This is a genomic window from Sporomusa rhizae, from assembly GCF_041428845.1.
Taxonomy (GTDB): domain Bacteria; phylum Bacillota; class Negativicutes; order Sporomusales; family Sporomusaceae; genus Sporomusa; species Sporomusa rhizae.
This window is the reverse complement of record NZ_CP156925.1, coordinates 4,105,671-4,122,347: the sequence shown is the minus strand read 5'-3', so window position 1 is coordinate 4,122,347 and position 16,677 is coordinate 4,105,671. Positions and strand designations below refer to the sequence as shown.

General features: G+C 47.6%; 12 protein-coding genes. All 12 read left to right on the top strand.

The features are described 5' to 3' along the window. The 12 genes from glpK (at nt 1) to eno (ending at nt 16,652) form a co-directional block, all read left to right on the top strand. On the top strand, nt 1-1,497 hold the full coding sequence (glpK, locus tag SRRS_RS19480; protein WP_371362868.1) for a glycerol kinase GlpK: 1,497 nt from the start codon (nt 1-3) through the stop codon (nt 1,495-1,497). A gap of 178 nt (nt 1,498-1,675) precedes the next feature. After that, the gene (gene glpA, locus SRRS_RS19475; RefSeq protein WP_371362867.1) at nt 1,676-3,286 is read left to right on the top strand and encodes an anaerobic glycerol-3-phosphate dehydrogenase subunit GlpA; all 1,611 of its coding nucleotides are present in this window, start codon (nt 1,676-1,678) and stop codon (nt 3,284-3,286) included. Next, complete coding sequence (glpB, locus tag SRRS_RS19470) at nt 3,273-4,517, top strand: anaerobic glycerol-3-phosphate dehydrogenase subunit GlpB (RefSeq protein ID WP_371362865.1); 1,245 nt, start codon at nt 3,273-3,275, stop codon at nt 4,515-4,517. The genes glpA and glpB overlap by 14 nt, the downstream gene beginning before the upstream one ends. 45 nt (nt 4,518-4,562) lie before the next feature. Beyond that, nucleotides 4,563-5,759: an anaerobic glycerol-3-phosphate dehydrogenase subunit C gene (locus SRRS_RS19465; RefSeq protein ID WP_371362863.1), complete on the top strand. Its 1,197-nt coding sequence runs from the start codon at nt 4,563-4,565 to the stop codon at nt 5,757-5,759. Between the two features lie 29 nt (nt 5,760-5,788). Then, complete coding sequence (gene phnD, locus SRRS_RS19460; protein WP_371362862.1) at nt 5,789-7,612, top strand: phosphate/phosphite/phosphonate ABC transporter substrate-binding protein; 1,824 nt, start codon at nt 5,789-5,791, stop codon at nt 7,610-7,612. Between the two features lie 181 nt (nt 7,613-7,793). Then, nucleotides 7,794-9,554 carry a pyruvate kinase gene (gene pyk, locus SRRS_RS19455; RefSeq protein ID WP_371362861.1) on the top strand — a complete coding sequence of 587 codons (1,761 nt, stop codon included), beginning with the start codon at nt 7,794-7,796 and terminating at the stop codon, nt 9,552-9,554. Nucleotides 9,555-9,694: 140 nt separating this feature from the next. Continuing rightward, nucleotides 9,695-10,723: a sugar-binding transcriptional regulator gene (locus SRRS_RS19450; RefSeq protein WP_371362859.1), complete on the top strand. Its 1,029-nt coding sequence runs from the start codon at nt 9,695-9,697 to the stop codon at nt 10,721-10,723. Between the two features lie 13 nt (nt 10,724-10,736). Beyond that, nucleotides 10,737-11,744, top strand: a complete 1,008-nt coding sequence (gene gap / locus SRRS_RS19445) for a type I glyceraldehyde-3-phosphate dehydrogenase (RefSeq protein ID WP_371362858.1) — start codon at nt 10,737-10,739, stop codon at nt 11,742-11,744. Nucleotides 11,745-11,837: 93 nt separating this feature from the next. Beyond that, nucleotides 11,838-13,022 carry a phosphoglycerate kinase gene (gene pgk, locus SRRS_RS19440; protein ID WP_371362856.1) on the top strand — a complete coding sequence of 395 codons (1,185 nt, stop codon included), beginning with the start codon at nt 11,838-11,840 and terminating at the stop codon, nt 13,020-13,022. 22 nt (nt 13,023-13,044) lie between these two features. Further along, on the top strand, nt 13,045-13,797 hold the full coding sequence (tpiA, locus tag SRRS_RS19435) for a triose-phosphate isomerase (protein ID WP_371362855.1): 753 nt from the start codon (nt 13,045-13,047) through the stop codon (nt 13,795-13,797). A gap of 12 nt (nt 13,798-13,809) precedes the next feature. Further along, nucleotides 13,810-15,354, top strand: a complete 1,545-nt coding sequence (gene gpmI, locus SRRS_RS19430; protein WP_371362854.1) for a 2,3-bisphosphoglycerate-independent phosphoglycerate mutase — start codon at nt 13,810-13,812, stop codon at nt 15,352-15,354. 11 nt (nt 15,355-15,365) lie between these two features. Continuing rightward, nucleotides 15,366-16,652 carry a phosphopyruvate hydratase gene (gene eno / locus SRRS_RS19425; RefSeq protein ID WP_371362852.1) on the top strand — a complete coding sequence of 429 codons (1,287 nt, stop codon included), beginning with the start codon at nt 15,366-15,368 and terminating at the stop codon, nt 16,650-16,652. Nucleotides 16,653-16,677 lie beyond the last annotated feature (25 nt).

Sequence of the window (16,677 nt, the reverse complement as noted above, 5' to 3'; positions counted from 1 at the left end):
ATGACCAAAAAGTATATACTTGCTCTTGACCAAGGAACAACCAGTTCGCGGGCTATCGTATTTGATTCCTGTTCCAACATTGTCGCAGTTGCCCAAAAAGAATTTACTCAAATTTTCCCGAAACCAGGTTGGGTTGAGCACAATGCGGACGAAATCTGGAGTTCGCAAATCGGTGTTGTAGCCGAAGCTATAGCCACCGCAGGCATTAGCCCTGCTGATATCGCCGGTATTGGTATTACCAACCAGCGGGAAACAACTGTAGTCTGGGATAAAACAACCGGCAAGCCAGTATATAACGCCATTGTCTGGCAGTCCCGCCAAACAATGGACATCTGCAACGATCTGAAAGCTAGAGGCTTGGAAGAAACCTTCCGTAATAAAACCGGCTTAGTAATAGACGCATATTTCTCGGGAACCAAAGTAAAATGGATTCTTGATAATGTTCCCGGCGCCCGCGAAAAAGCGGAAAAAGGCGACCTGTTATTCGGAACCATCGACACCTGGCTGATCTGGAAATTGTCAGGCGGAAAAGTGCATGTAACTGACTATTCCAATGCTTCCCGGACTTTAATGTACAACATCCGCGAACTTAAGTGGGATGAAGAACTGTTGGCTGCGCTGACTGTTCCCGCCTGCATGCTGCCGGAAGTTCGGCCGTCCAGCCAAGTATACGGCGATACGTGTCCTACCGTATTCCTGGGTGCTGCCGTGCCTATCGCCGGTGCCGCCGGTGACCAGCAAGCCGCACTGTTTGGCCAAACTTGCTTCAAACCCGGTATGGCGAAGAATACCTATGGTACCGGCTGCTTCATGCTTATGAACACCGGTGATAAATTATATGACTCCAAGAACGGCCTATTAACAACAATTGCCTGGGGTATTGAGGGTAAAGTAGAGTATGCTTTAGAAGGCAGTATCTTCGTCGCCGGTTCTGCTGTACAGTGGCTGCGTGACGGTCTTAGATTGATTGAGGCTGCTGCCGACTCGGAGTATGTTGCCAAAAAGGTTAAAGATGCTGAAGGCGTATACGTAGTTCCGGCCTTTGTTGGTCTGGGTGCTCCGTATTGGAACATGACTGCCCGCGGCGCTATCCTTGGCTTGACCCGTGGTACCAGCAAAGCACACATTGTTCGCGCAACCTTAGACTCCATGGCATATCAGACCAAAGACGTATTAAGCGCTATGGAAGCCGACTCAGAAATCAAACTGCAAGCGCTTAAAGTGGATGGCGGTGCAGTAGCTAACAACGTCTTGATGCAGTTCCAGGCAGATCTCCTTGGAGTACCTGTTGATCGTCCGCAAGTAATTGAGACAACCGCTCTCGGTGCAGCATATCTTGCTGGTCTTGCAGTTGGTGTTTGGAGCAACAAAGAAGATTTAGTTAATAACTGGAAATTAGAGAGCCGCTTCGAGCCTAAGATGGAAATGGAACAAAGTGCCAAACTTTATAAGGGCTGGCAAAAAGCAGTTAAACGTTCGATGGATTGGGAAGACTAATTTCTACTCTAAATTTACTACTATAAATATTGATAGGACTCAGAGATGAAGAGAAGTCCTTCTTGCGCCAGCTTGCCGGCACAAGGGGACTTCTTTATCTTTTTTTAACCTAATTCTAGGAGAGGGCTGACCTGATAGGCAGAGGTTTGACCCAGTCTCCCAAAGGAGTTTATAAAATATGCAAGCTACCGTTGTGGTCATTGGCGGCGGGGCAACCGGGGTTGGTATACTCCGTGATTTGTCCATGCGCGGTGTTAAAACAATTTTAGTTGAACAAAAAGATTTAGCTTATGGTACTAGTTCCAGGTTCCACGGACTTTTGCACAGTGGTGGCCGGTATGCGGTCAAGGATGCTGAATCTGCTAAAGAATGTATTGAAGAAAATTATATTTTGCGTAAAATCGCCAAGCACTCGGTTGAAGAAACCGAAGGACTATTTGTCAGACTGCAGGAAGACAGCGAGCAGTTTGAAGCCGATTGGGTGGCGGCATGTGCCAAGGTTGGGATTCCAACAACCCAAATTACTCCGGCGGAAGCCAAACGTTTAGAACCGCATCTAACCAGCAAAGCCGTTTCTGCTTACCGTGTGCCTGATTCTGCGATTGACGGTTTCCGTTTGGTATGGCAGAACGTGATGTCAGCGCGCAAGTACGGCGGCGAAGCGTTGACATATACCGAAGCAATTGCCATCCAGCATGAAAATAATCAGGTAGTGGGAGTTAAGGTCAGAAATACACTAACAGGCCAAATCAGCTCAATTGCCTGCGATTATATTGTAAACGCCGCAGGCTCCTGGGTAGGCCAGGTAGCCGGACTGGCGGGGATTGATGTTCATGTTAAGCCAGACAGAGGTGTCTTAATCGCTTTTAATCACCGTTTTACCAGCAGGATTGTAAACAGACTGCGGCCGCCTTCTGATGGAGATATCTTTGTGCCGCATGGTTCAATAACTATTTTGGGTACTACTTCTTCCCCGGCGGCTCGTCCTGATGACACCATTCCCCGGACGGAAGAAGTGACTAATTTATTAAAAATTGGCCAGCCTTTATTTGAAGATATTTATAATTATCGTATCCTGCGGGCATTTGCCGGAACACGGCCGTTATACAGTGCCAATCCTAATGCCGAAGGCCGGGCGGCTTCCCGGAATTTTACCATTATTGACCATGAAAACGACGGCTTACAAGGCATGGCTACTATTGTTGGCGGTAAGCTGACAACTTATCGTCTCATGGCTGAGAAAATGGCTGATAAAGTATGTCAAAAGCTTGGCGTGACTGCCGAATGCCGGACAGCAAGCGAGCCAATGATTGAAGGTGCTCCGGCAGCGGAAATTGAAGCAGCCAAACGCCTTTTCCCTGCTTATGGCGCTAACCGGGCAGCTTCCCGGCTTGGCTCCAAATTTGGTGAGGTAGTGAAAGCCATGGAGGACAATCCGGCTAAACGCCAGCTAGTGTGTGAGTGTGAAATGGTAACCCTGGCAGAAGTCGAGGTAGTGGCTGCTGATCCCACTAGCTTTAGCCTGGAAGACATCCGGCGCAAAACCCGTATGGGCATGGGAACTTGCCAAGGCGCTTTCTGTGGTTTTCGCAGTGTAGGCGTGGCGGCAACCACTGATCTAATTGCCGACAAAGATGCTCCAAAGTTTATGGAAGACTTCCTCCAAGCACGGTGGAATGGTATTCGTCCGGTACTTTGGGGAAATCAGTTGAGAGAAGCCGAATTAATGCGTGGTATTTACGCGGCCTCATTAAATATAGATGGAGCGGTTAAACATGAGAACGAATGATGTAATTGTAATCGGCGGTGGTCTTGCCGGTCTAACAGCGGCTATTACAGCAGCCGGAAGAGGTAAATCCGTACGGCTGATGACATCAGGCACCGGTGCGCTGGCTATTGGCGGTGGGGCTATTGATATACTCGGCTATCAGGAAGATGGCACATTAGTGAAAAATGCCCGGACTGGTCTAAGCAGTCTGTCGCCTGAGCACCCGTACAGCAAGGCAGGCAGTCAGGCTATTGAAGAGGCGGTAGCCTTCTTTCTGACACTTTGCCAAGAGGAAGGGTTCTCCTATACAGGTAGCCTTGATCAAATCCAATGGCTGCCGACAGCGCTGGGGACATTGAAGCCCAGCTGCTTAGTGCCTGAGTCTATGGATATAACTCCGGTTAAACAGGCCGACCATGTCATAGTTGTTGGTTTTACCAGACTAAAAGATTATTTCCCGGAATTAATTATCAAAGGGTTAAGCCGGATTCCCGGCTATCAAAAAGATTATGAACAAGTCACCGTTGATCCCGGTTTTACCGGCGGGCGGGATGTTACTACTGTCGATATTGCCAGATGGCTTGATACGCTGCAGGGACAACAGGCTTGCCGTGAGCAACTGCAGCATCACATTAAGCCGGGCAGTGCAGTGATTATTCCGCCGGTATTAGGCTCTCGTCCCAGCTATGCCGTCAGGGATACCTTAGAAAAAATACTCAGATGCAAATTTGTTGAAACTACTGTTATGCCAACAGCAGTTGTAGGTCTTAGACTGCGGGCGATGCTCTTGGCGCGGGCCAAAAAACTGGGTGTAACTATCATGGAACAGGCGCATGTCACCAGGGTTGTAAAGGATGGTAATAGTGTGACTTCGGTTGTCACCAGCAATATTGACCGGGAACGTGCTTACCAAACTAAGTCGGTTATCTTGGCTACAGGCGGATTTTATGGCGGTGGTATTGTAGCAGATATCAATAGTGTAAATGAAGCCATTTTGAACTTACCTGTGGCTGCGCCAGCCGACAGAGAAGATTGGGGAACGCTTAAGCTGTTTAGTGGCTCAGCCCAACCTTTTGCTAAGATCGGTGTTGCTGTTGACTCCAGCCTGAGACCGGTAAATGCGCAAGGACAGGTGCTATTGGAAAACGTTTATATTGCAGGGCGCAACTTAGCTGGCTATGACTATTGCCTGGAGAAATCCGGTAATGGGGTAGCGTTAGTAACAGGTTACAAAGCCGGCTTAAGCTGTTGAGGATAGTTAACAGTTTAAGAATATATTTAGATGGAGAGAAAACACATGAAAAAACATCACGAAAATCCAGATAGCTGTACCACCTGTACTTCCTGCGTGGTTCACTGCCCGGTTACCCAGGCTGTGCGGGAATTCCGGGGACCTAAACTGGCCGGTCCGGCTGGCGAGCGGTTTCGTTTACTGGAAGACGAATATGATGCTGCTTTGCAATATTGTTCTAATTGCAAAAACTGTGATATCAGCTGCCCGTCTCAGGTTCCCATCTCTACCTTAAATATGAAGGCGAGAGCCAAATACTATAAGACTCACAAACAACCATTCCGGGATTGGATATTGTCTCATGGAGAACAGATGGCCAAAATGGCCAGCCTGACACCGGGGCTTGCTAATCTGGGCATGAATAATTTTATCAGCCGGGCTGTCCTCAAAGGCTTGGGCGTTTCAGATAAAGCTCCATTGCCGGAGTATGCGTCAGAAACTTTTAGCAAGCAGTTTAAGCGGATTAAACAAAAACCGTCCGCCAATAAAGCAATATTTTACCCCGGTTGTTTTGTTAATTACAATCAGCCGGAAGTTGGCCTTGATGTAGTGGCTGTATTGCAGGCCAATGATTTTGAAGTTATTGTGCCGGAGGATTTAGTATGCTGTAGTTCCCCGTTGGTAGTTAACGGCTATATGGACGAAGCGGAAGCTAATGCCAGGAAGAATATCGGCATTTTAGAAAAGTATGTGCAAATGGGCTACCCTATTATAACGGCTTGTACCAGCTGCGGCCTCATGCTAAAACAAGAGTATCAGGAACTCTTTGAAATTGAGGGTGTAGAACAAGTTGCCTCCCGTATCTACGATATTGCAGAGTTTTTACTTGAACTTTACGATGAGGGCAATCTCAACACCAATTTTGTTAAGCAAAACGGCAAGTTCATGTATCACGCACCTTGCCATTTACGGGTTCAGGGGATTGGTAAACCCAGTCTGGAGCTTTTGCGCATGCTGCCGGGGATTGAAGTGATCGACGCCGATGCCGGCTGCTGTGGCATCTCGGGTAACTATGGTTTTAAAGAAGACAAATATGATATTGCTATGGCTATTGGCAGTAACTTGTTTGAGACTATTAAAGCCAGTGGTATAAAAACCGTATTGTCAGAGTGCGGTACCTGCCGGCAGCAGATTGGTCATGGCGCCGGGGTTAAGACAGTTCACCCGATTTCCCTGGTACGCGCGGCCTACGGAAACAAATAGGGAACATACGTCAAGAAGGAGAGGTACGTATGGAGCAAAGACGCAGTTGGATGGCAAAACTTGCAACTAACATTTTGGGTTCAACCGAACAAAATTCCGGGGAAAACCAAGGCAAAGCGGCATCCCTTGCAGTTGAACATAAAATGGGGATAAGTACAGATACTATTGATATGTTTGGCATGGCAGGAGATTTAGCTTTTATATCGCAGCAGTTAGTTTGGGAGATGGAACAGAGTAAAGCGGCCTTAAAAAAACTGAGCAAGCTGTCAGCGACGGTTGCCAGGGAAACGGAAGGTAATGCCAGTAGTACCCAAGAGACTGCTGCAGGAATAGAAGAAACCGCAGCCGCTGCCGGCGTTGTATCCAACTCGTCTAGAGAAGTTCTTGCCCAATGTATGGCTTCGCTGGAACTGGCCGTTAACAGTCAGCAAGAATTTGTTAAAGTAACTCATACTATGATGGATGTGGCTCAGGTTGTCGAAGGGGCGGCGCGTTCAGTGGAAAATCTGAACGCTGCCTCGCGGCGCATTAGCGAATTTACCAGCAAAATACAAGGTATTGCCAGTCAGACCAATTTGCTCGCCCTGAACGCGGCTATTGAAGCCGCACGGGCTGGCGAACACGGACGGGGTTTTGCGGTTGTTGCGCAGGAAGTAAGGAAACTGGCAGGAGAGAGCGCGGAAATAACGCAAGAGGTTAACTCTGTTGTCGGCGATATCACCAGTCAGACTAAGCAAGTTACGGCAACTATGCTGACAGGCCGTGATAAGCTGGCTGGTATAGAGAGTATAACGCGCACCTCGACCCAGTCGATGCAAGCAATCGTTGATACCATAACTCAAATCGGCAATACCGTCGAACGATTATGTCAATTGTCGGAAACCCAGAATCTAACTACCGAGCAAATGGCCACATCGGTGGGTGTCATCGGGGCGGCAACGGTAGAAATAGCAGAGAGTACTCAGGTTATGCAGGCAAATATCGGCCAACAGCAGGAAAAACTGGAACATGTCTTTGGCCACGCCCGGGCTATTACTGCTGTAGCTGACAAATTGCAGGAAGTAGCGGTTTTGTTTAAAACGTCTGAGGAAATTGTTTTTGGGGTAAATCCGTTTACCGCACCGCAGATTATCCGCGAAGCCTACGTTCCTATCCTGGAAGCTGCCGCGAAACGGATCGGTTTGCATGCCAGGGTAATCATTGTGTCGGATTATGATGCCCTTGGCCGTGCTATGCTTCATGGCACGGTAGATGTCGGCTGGTTTTCGCCTTTTGCCTATGTCTCGGCTAAAAAGACAGGCGCAATTAATCCGCTGGTTACCCCTATTGTCAATAACAGTGCTTCTTATACCGGACTTATCATTAGTTCCAAAGACAAAGGGTTATCAACTCTCGATGCACTCAAAGGAAAGAAATTTGCCTTTGTTGATAAACAATCTGCTTCAGGATATATTTATCCGCGCGCTTTACTGATGCAGCGCGGTAAGAAACCGGAAATGTTTTTTGGCGAAACTGTGTTTTCAGGCAGTCACAACCGGGTTATAGAAAGTGTGCTGGAAGGGATAGTGGATGCCGGCGCAACCTACTCAGAAGCCATTGCAACGGCCAGAACCAAGGGCCTGCCGGTGGAGAAGCTGGTTGTTTTGGCTGAGACCGAGCCAATCCCCAAAGATGCCATTGCCGTACGGCCAGGAATGCCGAGTGACCTTTCAGAAAAATTACGTCAGTCTTTTCTTGGTATTAACGATACGGATCATCAAGGAAAGACGTTGCTTGCCAAAGCCGGAATAAACGGTTTTACTATGACTAAAGATCAAGCTTATGACGTAGTTAGAAAAGTGGCTGGTAGCTAGGTTGAGAAAAAGAAATAAATCACATGGGATTTTTATGCAGGATTCTTATTAAAAACAGCGAATTGAAAAAAGCGCTAGGGCGGGACAAAATATGCACTTGTGGGACAAAAAAAGACCCGAAAAGCGTGTTTGGTAACTTAAATCAACTAATAAAACTTACACATAATAAAGGAGGAGTTCAATGAAAAAAAAGACGAAAATGATCTGTACAGTTGGCCCAAGTACTGACAAACCAGGAGTTTTAGAACAGATGCTGCAGGCCGGTATGAATATAGCCAGATTTAATTTTTCCCATGGGACGCATGAAGAGCACGCCAAGCGTATGGCTAGAGTACGGGAAGCTTCACAGAACACAAATATACCGGTTGCTCTGATGCTTGATAACAAGGGGCCGGAAATGCGGCTGGGATTATTTGCAGAAGGCAAAACCTATTTGGAAAAAGGCCAGACCTTTACCTTAACTACCCGGGAGGTATCAGGCGATAACCAGATCGTTTCGGTCAACCATAAGCTGCTGCATACAGAATTGTCGCCCGGGCATGTAATTCTTCTTTCCGATGGTCTTATCAGTCTGGTAGTTAAGGAATTAAACGGCCGGGATATTGTGACAATTGTTCAGAACAGTGGATCTATTTCCGATCGTAAGCGGGTTGCTGTTCCCGGTGTCTATGTAAAATTACCCATACTATCAGAGCAAGACATTGCCGATATCAAGTTTGGTATAGCGCAAGGCATTGACTTTATTGCAGCGTCCTTTGTCCAACGTGCCAGTGACATTTTAGACATCCGTAAATTGCTGGAAGAAGCAGGCGCCCACGACGATATCCACATTATCGCCAAGATTGAAAATGCCGAAGGCGTTATGCGGCTTGACGAAATTCTTAAAGTTACTGACGGAGTAATGGTAGCCAGAGGCGACCTGGGGGTAGAAATACCGGTAGAAGAAGTGCCTTTGGTACAAAAGCAAATTATCGAAAAGTGTAATAAACTGGGCAAACCGGTAATTACTGCTACGCAGATGCTGGAATCTATGTCGACAAATCCACGACCGACCCGTGCTGAAGCCAGCGATGTTGCCAATGCCATTTTAGATGGCTCTGATGCTATTATGCTAAGTGGTGAAACGGCTTCCGGACAGTATCCGGTAGAAGCTGTCCAAACGATGGCAAGAGTGGCTATGCGTACCGAACAGTCTCTACGATATGAGCAAATTCTGCTGGCCAAAGGCATCGGCCAGGAGAAGTCCACTACCGAGGCGATCAGCCATGCCAGTGTCCAGGTAGCTCATGTGCTGGGAGCATCTGCAATTTTGACTTCGACTAATACCGGTTATGCCGCGAGAATGGTTTCCAAGTATCGTCCTAAGTCAGCTATTTTGGCTGCTACTCCTTATGAAAAAACACTGCGTCGCTCATTATTATACTGGGGTGTGTATCCTGCGCTAGCTCCGAGATCGCAAAGTACAGATGAAATGGTAAATAACGCCGTTACTAGCGCTTTGTCAACCGATATTGTAAAAGAAGGTGATTTGGTGGTTATTACTGCTGGCGTACCTACAGGTACAGCGGGAACTACTAATCTAATCCGCGTACATGTCGTCGGTGATATTATGCTGCGGGGAACCGGGATTGGCCAAGCGGCAACAACAGGAAAAGTGTGTGTGGCTAAGTCATTGAAAGAGTTGGCAGCAAAATTTCAGTCTGGTGATGTTTTGGTAGTAAAAGCAGTAGACGAAGAATCAGCATCTTATGCAGCCAGGGCTGCGGCTATCGTGGCTGAAGAAGGCGGACTTACCTCCCATGCTGCTATTGTTGGTATCAGTTATGGTATTCCTGTTATTGTTGGCGCTGATGGAGCGACAGACCGGCTGCCTGACGGCACAGCAGTTACTGTCGATGCCGTGCGGGGAATTGTTTACAAGGGCGAAACGAATGCCAGATAATAAAGTTTCCCAAATTCGCTAAAACAGGCAGGATTTTCTCTATGAGTAGCGAAGACAATTAAATGAAAGCGAAGTAATATTACCTTCGTGGGACATAATATGTTCAAGTGGGACTCAATACGACCCGAAGGGGATGTGCAGTGGAAAAAATTATTCAGCTACAGCGCAAGATTGCGCCTGAATTAACACAAGTTATTGAAGCAAGGTACAATCTCCTCAGGCATATTCAGCATACTCAGCCTGTTGGCCGCAGAGCTTTGGCGATGATGCTGGATATGGGGGAACGGGTGGTCAGAGCTCAGGTAGACTGGCTGAAGACCGCCGGACTTGTTGAGTTTTCGCAATTGGGCATGACGGTAACGGCGGAAGGGCAAGCTATGTTGGGCGATTTAGCCGAATATATCCGCCTCTTGCATGGCTTGGTTACGCTGGAAACAGAATTAGTCGAGAAACTCAATTTAAAGCAGGTCATTATCATCCCCGGAGATAGTGAAGCCGATAGCGCAGTGCGCCGTGAATTGGGGCGGGCTGCCGCAGGAGTACTAAACCAGCATTTGGGAGATAATATGACTGTTGCCGTAAGTGGCGGTTCTACCATGGCCAAAGTAGCTGAAGCCATAAGCTTCAGCATGCCGTCAACTACAGTAGTGCCTGCGCGCGGCGGTCTTGGTGAAATTGTTGAATATCAAGCCAATACAATTGCCGCTGTTATCGCCGGCAAACTTGGCGGACGTTACCGACTGCTGCATATTCCTGATGGTGTGAGTGAAGAAACACTGGAAGCCATTTTAGCCGGAGATGCACATCTCAGGACTGTGGCTGATGCCATTAGACATGCTAACATTCTGGTGCATGGTATTGGTGAAGCTGTAGAAATGGCTGAAAGGCGAGGGGTTCCGGCAGAGACAATTGCCGAAATCGAACGCCGTGGGGCAGTAGGTGAGGCGCTGGGGCAATATTGTGCTCTTCCAGGAAAAGTGGTATATGTTACAAGCAGTATAGGTTTGCGACTGGATGACTTGGCTGAGATCGGCACGGTTATTGCCGTGGCGGGTGGTAGTGCCAAAGCGAAAGCAATTTTGGCAGTTGCCGGGACAGGCAGACAAGATGTGCTTGTAACCGACGAAGCCGCGGCTAAGGCTATTCAGTTACTAATAAATAATATTTAGGGGGAGTTTTATTATGACTATTAAAGTTGGTATTAACGGTTTTGGCCGTATTGGACGGAATGTTTTCCGGGTAGCTATTAACAATCCTAAGTTTGAAGTGGTAGCTGTAAATGACTTAACTGACGCTAAAACCCTTGCTCATCTTTTAAAATATGATTCAGTGCATGGCACTTTGGACGCTGAAGTTAAAGCCGTTGACGGCGGTATCCAAGTTAACGGCAAAGTAGTTAAAGTACTTGCTGAAAAAGATCCTGCAAGCCTTCCCTGGAAAGACCTGGGTGTGGACATTGTTGTTGAATCAACAGGCCGTTTCACCGAGAAAGACAAAGCTATGGCTCATATTAAAGCAGGCGCTAAAAAAGTTATTATCTCTGCTCCGGCAAAAAACGAAGATATCACCATTGTTATGGGTGTAAACCAGGACAAATACGATCCTGCTAATCATCATGTTATTTCCAACGCTTCCTGCACCACGAACTGCTTAGCTCCTTTCGCTAAAGTTCTGCAGGATAAATTCGGTATCAAATCCGGCTTAATGACAACCGTTCATGCTTACACCAACGACCAAAACATTCTTGATCTGCCTCATAAAGACCTTCGCCGCGCTCGTGCAGCCGCTATGTCCATCATCCCGACTACTACCGGCGCTGCTAAAGCCGTAGCTCTGGTTCTGCCGGAACTCAAAGGCAAACTGAACGGTTTTGCTCTTCGCGTACCTACTCCTAACGTATCTATCACCGACCTGGTCGCTCAATTGGAAAAGCCTGCTACTGCCGAAGCTGTTAATGCCGCATTGAAAGAAGCTGCTAATGGCGACCTCAAAGGCATCATGGCCTTCTCCGAAGAACCGCTTGTATCCAAAGACTACAACGGCGATGCTCATTCATCCATTGTTGATGGATTGTCAACCATGATGGTCGGCGATAACCTCGTTAAAGTCGTTTCCTGGTATGATAACGAGTGGGGTTATTCCAACCGCGTTGTTGACCTCATCAGCTTCATTATCGGCAAAGGCCTGTAGTTTCTAGTCTGTAGTTTTTTACATAGGAAGCAATCTTGAACAGTGTTCGGGATTGCTTCCTCTATGCCTAACCTGTTAACTGGAGGAATGTGCATGAATAAAAAGAGTTTGAACGACATCTCGGTATCCAATAAAAAAGTCTTTGTCCGTGTTGACTACAACGTGCCTATGGACAAAGCAGGTAATATTACCGACGATACCCGTATCCGGGCTACCATTCCTACTCTCGAATTTTTATTGTCAAAAAATGCAGCTGTTATCCTTGCCAGCCATTTAGGCCGTCCCAAAGGCAAAGTTGCGCCTGAGTTTTCCTTAAAACCTGTTGCTGAAAAACTCTCGCAAATGATTGGCCGCGAAGTAAAGTTTGCTCCTGATTGTGTTGGTGCTGAAGCCAGCAAAATGGCAGCCGAATTGCAGCCCGGACAGATTCTCTTGCTGGAAAACCTGCGTTTCCACGCGGAAGAAGAGAAAAATGATCCTGAGTTTGCCAAACAACTTGCCGGATTGGCAGAGATACTGGTAAATGATGCTTTTGGCGTCTCGCACCGTGCGCATGCATCCGTGCATGGCATAACTAAATACATACCTGCAGTCCCCGGTTTCCTCATGGACAAAGAATTGCTGTTCTTAGGTCAGGCCGTTACCAATCCGGTTCGCCCGTTTGCAGCAATTATCGGCGGCGCTAAAGTTTCTGATAAAATCGGCGTAATTGAAAACCTGCTGAATAAGGTAGATACCCTTATTATCGGTGGCGGCATGGCCAACACCTTCCTGGCCGCGCAAGGCTATCAATTTGGTAAGTCCCTGGTGGAAGCCGATAAATTTGATTTGGCCAAGCAACTTTTGGAAACAGCTAAAGCCAAAGGTGTTAACCTGTTGCTACCTGAAGATGTTGTAGTAGCCGACAAGTTTGCAGCTGATGCTGAACGCAAAACAGTTCCCATTGACCAAATCCCGGCAGAATGGATGGCTTTGGATATCGGACCGGCTACTGCCGCTAACTATTCCGCCGCCTTAAACGGCATGAAGACCGTTGTTTGGAACGGCCCGATGGGCGTGTTTGAATTCGACGCGTTTGCTGTTGGTACGGAAGCGGTAGCCAAGGCGGTAGCTGCCTCCGGTGCTAAGAGTATTGTTGGTGGCGGCGACTCAGTAGCTGCTTTGGAAAAACTCAACCTTGCCGCCCAAATTACCCACATCTCTACAGGCGGCGGAGCGTCATTGGAGTTTTTAGAAGGTAAAGAATTGCCAGGCATTGCTGCTTTGGCAGATAAGTAAATTTGGGTTAGGGGTGGAGAATATGCGTAAGCCTATTATTGCAGGCAACTGGAAAATGCATAAAACAGCCGGAGAAGGCGTTACCCTTGTTGAGCAACTCAATGCTCTCACCAAGGCTGTACAGGACGTAGAAATCGTGGTATGTCCGCCATTTACAGCATTAGCTTCGGTCGCAACTGCTGTAGCTGGAACCAATATTGGTTTGGGAGCGCAAAACATGCATTGGGAAGACAAAGGCGCCTTTACTGGTGAGGTTGCTCCCGGCATGCTCAAAGACATTGGCTGCACCCATGTTGTTATCGGCCATTCCGAGCGTCGCCAATATTTCGCGGAAACAGACGAAACCGTAAATAAAAAAGTGAAAGCGGCAATTAAAGCCGGTCTTACTGCTATCGTATGTGTCGGTGAAACCCTTGCCGAAAGGGAGGCCAACGATACGGAAAAAGTTGTTGGCGTCCAGGTAAAAGGTGGTCTGGAAGGTTTAACCGCCGGGCAAGTAGCTGACCTTGTTATTGCCTATGAGCCTGTTTGGGCTATAGGCACCGGCCGTACCGCTTCCTCTGAGGATGCCAACTCTGTATGCGCCTTTATCCGACGTACTGTAGCCGGTATGTTTGGCCAGGAAGCTGCGGACAAAGTTCGCATTCAATATGGTGGCAGCGTTAAGCCTGACAATATAGCCGAATTGATGGCGAAGCCGGATATTGACGGTGCATTAGTTGGCGGAGCCAGTCTGGAAGCCGCGTCATTTAGTAAATTAGTAATGTTTAAGTAAGGAGAATGCCCTGTGTCAAAACTTTCTTCTCCTATTGCTCTAATAATTATGGACGGTTGGGGTAATGGCCGCGTCGACGATGAATTTAACGCTATTGCACAAGCTGACACACCACATATTACCTTGTTAAATGAACTCTATCCAACAACTGCGTTGGTATGTTCAGGTGAAGCTGTCGGCTTGCCTGAAGGACAGATGGGTAACTCTGAGGTAGGTCACCTTAATATTGGGGCAGGCCGCACGATTTATCAGGAACTTACCCGCATAACCAAATCGATAAAGGATGGCGATTTCTTTAGCAATCCGGTACTTTCCTCAGTATGTGAACAAACTAAAGCGTCAGACGGTACGCTTCATTTGATGGGGCTTGTATCAGATGGCGGCGTGCATAGTCATATTACTCATCTGTACGCCCTCATTGAATTAGCCAAACGCTCTGGCCTAAAAAAAGTATATGTTCATGCATTCCTGGACGGACGGGATGTACCGCCTACCAGCGCTGTTACTTACATCAAAGAACTTGAGGCTAAAATCGCAGAAATAGGCGTAGGTAAGATTGCCACAGTTGCCGGACGTTACTATGCTATGGACAGAGACAAACGCTGGGATCGGGTTGCCAAAGCCTACGACGCCCTGGTCGATTGTCAGGGCAAGAAGGCAGTTAATGCTGTTGCTGCTGTTGAAGCTTCCTATCAGGAAGGGAAGACCGACGAGTTTGTTGAGCCAACTCTTGTTGAAGGAACAGGCTATAGTGGTATGAAGCCAAATGACGGCGTTATTTTCTTCAATTTCCGTCCTGACCGAGCCCGCGAGATTACGCGGTCGCTGACAGTTGATGATTTTGACGGCTTTGCACGGAAAGATGGTAAATTCCCACTCTTCTTTGCTGCAATGACCCAATATGATGAAACCTTACCCGTACCGGTAGCGTTTCCGCCTACGCGTCCCGTCAATACGCTGGGCGAGATAGTCAGCAAGGCGGGTTATACCCAGCTGCGGATCGCTGAAACTGAGAAATATGCCCACGTAACTTACTTTTTCAACGGTGGCGAAGAAGCGCCGTTTCCGGGCGAGGATCGCCTCTTAATCCCTTCGCCCAAAGTGGCTACTTATGACTTAAAGCCGGATATGAGCGCTGTGGAAGTAACTGATAAAGTAGTTGAAGCTATCAAGTCAGGCAAATATGACTTTATCATACTCAACTTTGCCAACTGTGACATGGTAGGTCATACCGGCGTAATGGAAGCCGCTGTTATTGCGGTAGCTACAGTAGATAAATGTGTTGGCCGGGTAGTCAATGCTATGCGTGACAGGGGCGGAATTACGTTGATTACTGCCGACCACGGTAACGCTGAAGTCATGCGCAACCCGGAAACAGGGGAACCCTTTACCGCGCACACTACCAACCCTGTTCCCCTTATTTTGGTATCAGAAGCCCACCGGGGCGCCAAGCTGCGCCCCGGTGCACTGGCCGACATTACGCCAACAATTTTAGATTTGGCCGGTATTCCTCAGCCTGCAGAAATGACTGGAAAGACTTTGATCATAAATAAATAGGAGGAAAACATATGTGCACAACTATCGTTGATATTTTAGCCAGAGAAATTATGGATTCCCGCGGTAACCCTACTGTCGAAGTTGACGTATTATTAGAAGACGGCACAATGGGCCGCGCTGCCGTTCCATCCGGTGCTTCGACCGGCGCTTATGAAGCTGTTGAACTGCGGGATGGTGACAAGGACCGTTACATGGGGAAAGGCGTACTTAAAGCCGTTGAAAATGTAAACGAAATTATTACCCCGGAAATAGTCGGTATGGACGCTCTTGACCAAATCGGTATTGACCAAGCCATGCTCGAGCTTGACGGTACCCCGAACAAAGGTAAATTAGGCGCTAATGCTATTCTTGGCGTTTCTATGGCCGTTGCTAAAGCGGCGGCAGCTTCTTCCGGCCTTACCCTATACCAATATCTTGGCGGCGCTAATGCCAAAGAACTGCCTGTTCCGATGATGAACATACTTAACGGCGGCAAACATGCGGATAACAACGTAGACATTCAGGAATTTATGATCTTGCCTGTTGGCGCCGAAAGCTTTGCCGAAGCGCTGAGAATGGGTTCCGAAATTTACCATAACCTCAAAAAAGTACTTGGCAGCCGCAATTTGGCAACTGCTGTCGGCGACGAAGGCGGTTTTGCTCCGAATCTGGCTTCCAATGAAGAAGCTTTAAAAATTATCATTGAAGCTATCGAAAAAGCCGGTTACAAACCGGGTGAACAAGTTATGCTTGGTCTTGACGTGGCAGCTACCGAATTATTCAAAGACGGAAAATACCATCTTGAAGGCGAAGGTGTTGTGAAAACTTCTGCTGAAATGGTGGAATACTATAGTCAACTAGTTGACAAATATCCAATCATTTCGATTGAAGACGGCATGTCTGAAGACGATTGGGATGGCTGGAAATTGCTTACCGATCGCCTGGGCGGTAAAATTCAACTGGTAGGCGACGATTTATTCGTAACCAATGTTGAACGCTTGAGCAAAGGTATTGAAACCAGAACGGCAAACTCCATCTTAGTAAAAGTTAACCAAATCGGTACTCTGACCGAAACCTTTGATACCATTGAAATGGCCAAACGCGCTGGCTATACTTGTGTTATTTCTCACCGTTCCGGTGAAACCGAAGACGCAACCATTGCCGATATCGCTGTTGCAGTTAACGCCGGACAAATCAAAACAGGTGCTCCTGCCCGTACTGACCGTGTTGCCAAATACAACCAACTGCTCCGTATTGAAGAAATATTAGGAGATTTAGCGCAATATCGCGGCCGCAAAGTATTTTATAACTTAAGATAAGTTCGCGCCGGAAGGAGGTGAACTA

What these genes read in the sequence shown, in the direction of transcription:
- glpK (WP_371362868.1), top strand. Translation starts at nt 1, where the DNA reads ATGACCAAAAAGTATATACTTGCTCTTGACCAAGGAACAACCAGTTCG.
- glpA (WP_371362867.1), top strand. Translation starts at nt 1,676, where the DNA reads ATGCAAGCTACCGTTGTGGTCATTGGCGGCGGGGCAACCGGGGTTGGT.
- glpB (WP_371362865.1), top strand. Translation starts at nt 3,273, where the DNA reads ATGAGAACGAATGATGTAATTGTAATCGGCGGTGGTCTTGCCGGTCTA.
- SRRS_RS19465 (WP_371362863.1), top strand. Translation starts at nt 4,563, where the DNA reads ATGAAAAAACATCACGAAAATCCAGATAGCTGTACCACCTGTACTTCC.
- phnD (WP_371362862.1), top strand. Translation starts at nt 5,789, where the DNA reads ATGGAGCAAAGACGCAGTTGGATGGCAAAACTTGCAACTAACATTTTG.
- pyk (WP_371362861.1), top strand. Translation starts at nt 7,794, where the DNA reads ATGAAAAAAAAGACGAAAATGATCTGTACAGTTGGCCCAAGTACTGAC.
- gap (WP_371362858.1), top strand. Translation starts at nt 10,737, where the DNA reads ATGACTATTAAAGTTGGTATTAACGGTTTTGGCCGTATTGGACGGAAT.
- pgk (WP_371362856.1), top strand. Translation starts at nt 11,838, where the DNA reads ATGAATAAAAAGAGTTTGAACGACATCTCGGTATCCAATAAAAAAGTC.
- tpiA (WP_371362855.1), top strand. Translation starts at nt 13,045, where the DNA reads ATGCGTAAGCCTATTATTGCAGGCAACTGGAAAATGCATAAAACAGCC.
- eno (WP_371362852.1), top strand. Translation starts at nt 15,366, where the DNA reads ATGTGCACAACTATCGTTGATATTTTAGCCAGAGAAATTATGGATTCC.